The sequence below is a fragment of the Kitasatospora sp. NPDC004799 genome, from assembly GCF_040609095.1.
In the GTDB taxonomy this organism is placed as follows: Bacteria; Actinomycetota; Actinomycetes; order Streptomycetales; family Streptomycetaceae; genus Kitasatospora.
The window spans coordinates 1-5,127 of record NZ_JBEXJK010000519.1 but is presented as its reverse complement, the minus strand read 5'-3'; the positions used below and the strand labels follow the sequence as shown (position 1 = coordinate 5,127).

Annotated in this window: 4 protein-coding genes; all 4 read right to left on the bottom strand. The window is 73.0% G+C overall.

Annotation, left to right across the window (positions count from 1 at the left end):
• Window positions 1–25: 25 nt before the first annotated feature.
• Window positions 26–583: a membrane protein insertion efficiency factor YidD gene (gene yidD / locus ABZW03_RS36960; RefSeq protein WP_355268674.1), complete on the bottom strand. Its 558-nt coding sequence runs from the start codon at window positions 581–583 to the stop codon at window positions 26–28.
• A gap of 114 nt (window positions 584–697) precedes the next feature.
• Window positions 698–1,465 (bottom strand): hypothetical protein, encoded by a 768-nt coding sequence (locus ABZW03_RS36955; protein WP_355268673.1) that lies wholly within the window; start codon window positions 1,463–1,465, stop codon window positions 698–700.
• A gap of 155 nt (window positions 1,466–1,620) precedes the next feature.
• Complete coding sequence (locus ABZW03_RS36950; protein ID WP_355268671.1) at window positions 1,621–2,949, bottom strand: hypothetical protein; 1,329 nt, start codon at window positions 2,947–2,949, stop codon at window positions 1,621–1,623.
• Between the two features lie 273 nt (window positions 2,950–3,222).
• Window positions 3,223–4,629, bottom strand: coding sequence for a family 2B encapsulin nanocompartment shell protein (locus ABZW03_RS36945; protein ID WP_355268669.1), 1,407 nt, complete (start codon window positions 4,627–4,629; stop codon window positions 3,223–3,225).
• Window positions 4,630–5,127 lie beyond the last annotated feature (498 nt).

The following is a 5,127-nucleotide window of genomic DNA, read 5'->3' as shown; positions in this document are numbered from 1 at the left end:
GTTCGCGCCCCCGGCCGTCCGCGGCTCAGCGCGGCGGCACCGGGTCCGCCCCGCCCCTGCCCGGGCGGCAGCGCAGCAGCCGTCCGGCCGTCAGCCGGGCCCCGCGCAGCGCCCCGTGCCGGTGCAGCGCCTGCACCGCATAGGTCGAGCAGGAGGGCGTGTACGGGCAGCAGGCCGGACGGCGGGGGCTGACCTCGGTGCGGTAGTAGCGGACCGCGCCGTACAGCACCCCGGCCGCGAACCCGCGCGGGGCCGGGGCGGAGGGGTCGGCCGTCCGGTGCCCGCGCCCTCCGGTGAGGGCGAAGCGGACGCCGGAGGCCATCATCACCGGGATCAGGGCGATCATGCAGGGGTCGGCGAGCTCGCAGCAGCCGTCGCCGCAGCAGTCCAACCCCTCGTTCCGCAGGTGCTTGCGCCGCTTGGCCTTGCGGTCCTCCTCCTTGCGGTAGCGCTCCCGGTACGCCTCCCAGGCCCGGCGCTGCTTGGTCCGGCGGGTCCGCTCCGAGGCGGGCAGCCACCACCAGGCGCGCTCCGGGCGGGCCGGCGGGAAGTGGGCGCCGAGATCCGGCGTCGGGTCGGACACTGCTGACGATCCCCTCGTTCGCTCCGCCGGGGACCGGCCCCCGACGATCCGGGCAAGATTATCCGAAGATCATCTGCCCGGATCCGTCCAGCGGCCACCGGCCCACCCGTCCGCTCAGCCGCCGAGGTTGAGCGAGGGGAAGAGGTCCTCGAACGGCTGGGTGGTCACCGACACGCTCCGGGAGAACGGGTTGTCGAAGTCCCAGATCATGAACAGCAGGAAGGCGATCAGCACGCTGAAGCAGAGCGCCAGGGTCAACTCCCTCGGCGTACGCCGGATCTGGAGCGCGAACAGCATGCCGACGGTCACCACCGCACCGCCGATCAGGCCGAGCCAGACCACGCCGGGCATGGTCGGCCCGGCGTTCTGCCCGCGCGAGTCACGGGCCTCGGAGGTCTGGCTGATCCGGTCCATGATCGGCTGGTAGGACTGCGACTCCAGGTCGGAGGCGGGCGGCCGGGTGGCGACGTCGTTCTGGAGCTTCTGGAGCAGCTGGTCGCCCTTCTCGGTGATCTCGCCGTTCTTCTTCATGTAGTCCCACTCGGTGTTCACCACGTACGAGACGTAGGCGTCCACGTCGGCCCGGACCTGGTCCCGGAACTCCACCGGGTAGACCACCGCGCGGTCGCTCACCTCGCGCAGCGACTGCGCCTCGCGGAACAGGTCGTCCTGTGCGGCGCCGCGCGCCTCCCAGACACCCGCGATGGCGAGACCGAGGACGATCGCGTAGACCACCCCGATCATCATCGTGATGTACTCGATGACGTCCGGGGTCTCGTCGGTGCTCTCCTCGATCGGCCGGTGCTGCCTGAGCACCACCACCGCCACCACGACGGCACAGGCCGACGCCATGGCGATGATCAACGCCACCCACTCGGACATGGGAACTCCCTTCTCTGGCTTGGCTTGTGACGGAATACGGAAAGGTCGAGGGCGGAGCGGACCCCGTCCCGGTCCGGCCCTGTTCGGACGGAGCCCGCCCGGTCCTTCCCGACGGACCGCCGTCCGGGGCCGGGCGGCGGGCCGTCAGGGGACGGTCAGGACGAACCCGCGCGGCCACCGCGTCCCCGGCCGCCGTGGCCCGGTCGCAGGGCCGCCGCGGCGATCACGGCGGGGACCATGATCAGCAGCATCGTGGTGGTCATCGAGATGCCCTGGTGGTGCCGGGCGATGGGCGCGGGCTTCGCCGCCGGGGCGTGGAACACCGGTCGCGCCGACGGGGTCGGCCACAGCGGGCTCGGGCGCGCCGGGCTCGGCGAGGCCGCGGGGCTGGGGGCCGCCGGGCTGGGCGCGGCCGGACTCGGGGCCGCGGGCGCGGGGGCCGGCGGGGCCGGGACGGGTACGGCCGGTGCGGGGGCGGGCGCCGCGGGAGCGGGTGCGGCCGGAGCGGGCGCCGGTGGCGGTGCGGGGGCCGGTGACGCCGGGGGCGCGGGTGACGCGGGCGCCGGGGTCGGAACCGGCGTCGGGCTGGGGGACGGCACGGTCGGTGACGGCGTCGGGGTGGGGGTCGGGCTCGGGGTGGGGCTCGGCGTCGGTGTAGGAGTCGGAGTCGGTGTAGGAGTCGGAGTCGGGGTGGGAGTCGGGGTGGGCGTAGGAGTCGCGGTGGGCGTGGGCGTGGGCGTGGGTGTAGGGGTCGGCGACGGCGTGGGCGTGGGGGTGGGCTTCGGGCTGGGGCTGGGACAGGGGTGCGGGTGGTGGTGATGGTGGTGGTGCCAGCCGTGGCCGTCGTACCAGCCGTCGCCGTACCCGTCGTCGTACCCGTCGTCGTGGTCGTCGCCGCCGTGGTCGTCACCGCCGTGGCCCGGCCCGACCTGCGCGGGCCCGCTCTGCCCCCCGACCGGCAGCCCGGTCCCGCCCCGCAGCCCCGCCGGACGCGCGGGCGAGGAGAAGGGCGGCGTGGGGAAGGACGGTGACGCGAAGGGCGGCGAAGGGATCGGAGGTGCGGTGGGCTTCCCCGTGGGCTTGGGCGTCGGCTTCACCGTGGGCTTCGGAGTGGGCGTCGCCGTGGGCTTCGGGGTCGGCTTGGGCGGGTGGCAGGGGTGGTGCCAGTGCGGCGGCTTGGGCCCCGGGTGCCCCGGCCCGAAGCTCGGCGCGACGCTGACCTGGAGGTCCACGTCCACGCCGACGGTCACCTGCCCGCCCGGCCGCACCGACGTCGAGGTGTCGGTCTCGGTGCAGACGCAGATGTCCACCACCGGGCCGTGCGGGTACCCGCCCGCGTTCCCGGCGCCGGACGCGGTCGCGCCGCCGGCCAGCGCGCAGATCGCGACCACCCCGGCCGCCGCACCGAACAGCCGTACCCGCCGTCCGGGGGCCGCTCCCCCGCCACCGGTCGGTATCCGGCGGATCTGCCGGCGCTCGGGCATGGGCTCCACACACCTCTCGGGTCGTCCGGGGAGGACGGGACGGGCTCGGGCCGACCGGCCGCGAAGGAACGGGGAAAGGGAACGGACAGAAGGAGCAGAACAGGCGGATAGGTCGAATCCGGTCGCAACCCTGGCAGGAGTTCCACCGGGTACGACCAGAAGTGATCAGACACGGTCAGGCGGACGGCCCGCCCTCGGGGGCGGACCGTCCGCCGTCAGGTCAAACGATCTTCGAGCCGACCGGTTACGGCCCGCGCTCGCCGTTCCGCCCGCTCAGTGGCGGGTGTGCGCGATCTCCACGTTCTCCAGCACGCCGACCGCGTCCGGCACCAGGATGGCGGCCGAGTAGTAGGCGCTGACCAGGTAGGAGATGATCGCCTTCTCGTCGATGCCCATGAAGCGGACCGAGAGCGACGGCTGGTACTCGTCCGGGATGCCGGTCTGGTGCAGGCCGATGACGCCCTGGTTGTCCTCACCGGTACGGATCACGATGATCGAGCTCGTGTTCTCCTTGGTGATCGGGATCTTGTTGCACGGCAGGATCGGCACCCCGCGCCAGGCCGGCACCTGCTGCCCGCCGAGGTCGACGTGGGTGGGGTAGAGCCCGCGGGCGTTGAACTCCCGGCCGATCGCGGCGATGGTCCGCGGGTGGGCGAGCAGGTAGTCGGGGTCGCGGCGGCGGTTGAGCAGCTCGTCCAGGTCGTCCGGGGTGGGCGGGCCGGAGTGGGTCTGGATGCGCTGGTCGAAGTCGGCGTTGTTGAGCAGGCCGAACTCCGGGTTGTTGACGATCTCGTGCTCCTGGCGCTCGCGCAGGGCCTCGATCGTCAGCCGCAGCTGGTGCTCGGTCTGGTTCATCGGCTGGTTGTACAGGTCCGCGACGCGGGTGTGGACCTTCAGGACGGTCTGCGCGACGCTCAGCTCGTACTCGCGCGGCTTGAGCTCGTAGTCCACGAAGGCGCCGGGCAGCTCGTACTCGCCGTGATGGCCGGCCGACATGGCGATCTCGGCCTCGCCGCGCTCGTTCTGCGCCTGGAGCGGCAGGGCCAGGAAGGCCTGGAGGTGCTCCTGAAGGCTGGGCGCGTTGTCCCGGATCGCGGCGAAGTCCGCCCGGCTCAGCGTCAGGGCGACACCGGCGGTGGCGGTCTTGGCGGTGAACTCCCAGACGGCGTCGGGGTTCAGCAGCGCGTCCTCGCCGAAGCGGTCGCCGTCGCCGGCCACGCCGACCACGGTCTCGTCACCGTACTTGCCGGTGCCGATCTTGTTGACCTTGCCGTGCGCGATCAGGAAGATCTTGTCGGCGGCGTCGCCCTGGGTGGTGAGCACCTCGCCGGGGCCGAAGTCCCGCTGCTGGCAGCGGTCGGCCAGGGCGGTGAGGACCTCCTCGTCCTCGTAGCCGCGCAGCAGGGCCAACTCGCCCAGCTCGCCCGGGATCACCCGGACCTGGGAACCGGTCTTGACGAACTCCACCACCCCGTTGCCGACGGCGTAGGTGAGCCGACGGTTGACGCGGTAGGCGCCACCGGCCGCCTGGACCCAGGGGAGCACCTTGAGCAGCCAGCGGGAGGTGATCTCCTGCATCTGCGGTGCGGACTTGGTCGTGGTGGCAAGGTTCCGGGCAGCAGCCGTCGCAAGGCTCTGCTGCTTGGCCTGCACTGCCTCCGGGCTCGTGTCCACGGTCATCGGCAGGGCTCTCCATTCCTGTGATCGGGTCACGCGTCCAGGGGCATCACAGCCCGCCCTGAGCGCATGTCATGACGGATCATCAGATCCGCATACTGGTGGGGGCGTTGGCGAATTTCGCGAAGTGCGGCCACCGTCTCCCGGCGGCCCATCCGGAACCCTAGATCACCAGAACCCGGCGGAGCGCGTACGCAGGCCCACTACCCCCCGATAGGGTGAATCTCGCCCGGTCCGCCCCCATGGCCCCGCAAACTCCAGGAACATCCGTTCGCCCCGGCGGTCCCCGTGCCTCCGACGGGTTTCCCGCCCCGGCCGGGGCGCCGCCGGACGGCCCGGCGGCCCTCGCCCGGCGTCAACCCGGCGCACCGTCCCGACGGCGCCGCGGACACGCCTCGGCGCACCCGGGGGCGCGTCCCCCGCCGCCGACACCACCAAGATCGCCCGCTGGCTGTCCGAGATCGTCCGGAAGGTCGAGCCGAAGGACGGCGAGATCGTGGC